Annotated in this window: 1 protein-coding gene; it reads right to left on the bottom strand. The window is 44.3% G+C overall.

Translation table 11 applies throughout. From position 1 onward, the window contains the following. Positions 1–553, bottom strand: a 553-nt coding sequence (locus CWC14_RS17725; RefSeq protein WP_249928779.1) for a group II intron maturase-specific domain-containing protein, incomplete at both ends; no start/stop codon positions are given.

The raw sequence follows: 553 nt of genomic DNA on the forward strand, positions 1-553 counted from the left end.
ACCACAGGCTATGGCGAGTCGTTCGCTAACACCCAATTTCATTAAACTGCGTACTTTGGTGCGAGGTTTACGCCATTGCCGCCAGTAGCACATTCTTATCCTACGTCGGATCCAGTGATCTAAATCCACCGTTAGCTGATAAGCGTTGGCTATTAGGTAGTAGTTCCCCCAGCCGCGCAAATACTGTGTGAGTTTATGAATTTGTAGGGTCATTGAGATCCCCCAGTTGCGGTTAGTGAGTTCTCTTACATTTGCTTTGAATTTCTTTAGCGCCTGTTCGTGGATCTGCACTTGAGCGTAACGGAAGGTAAACCCGAGAAATTTCGAGCCTGATACGGGACCGACTCGACTTTTCGATTCATTCACTTTGAGTTTTAATCGCTGAGTGATGAACGCAGTAATTTCCCGCTGGATTATGAGTCCTTCGCTTTTCGTTTTTACTAAAATGATTATATCATCAGCGTAACGTGCAAACTTAAGGTGTTTGTAGGTTAGCTTCTTATCTAATTCATCGAGTAAGATGTTGGAAAGCAAAGGGGATAATGGCCCACCT

This window comes from Pseudoalteromonas sp. S3260, assembly GCF_005886925.1.
GTDB classification, from domain to species: domain Bacteria; phylum Pseudomonadota; class Gammaproteobacteria; order Enterobacterales; family Alteromonadaceae; genus Pseudoalteromonas; species Pseudoalteromonas tetraodonis.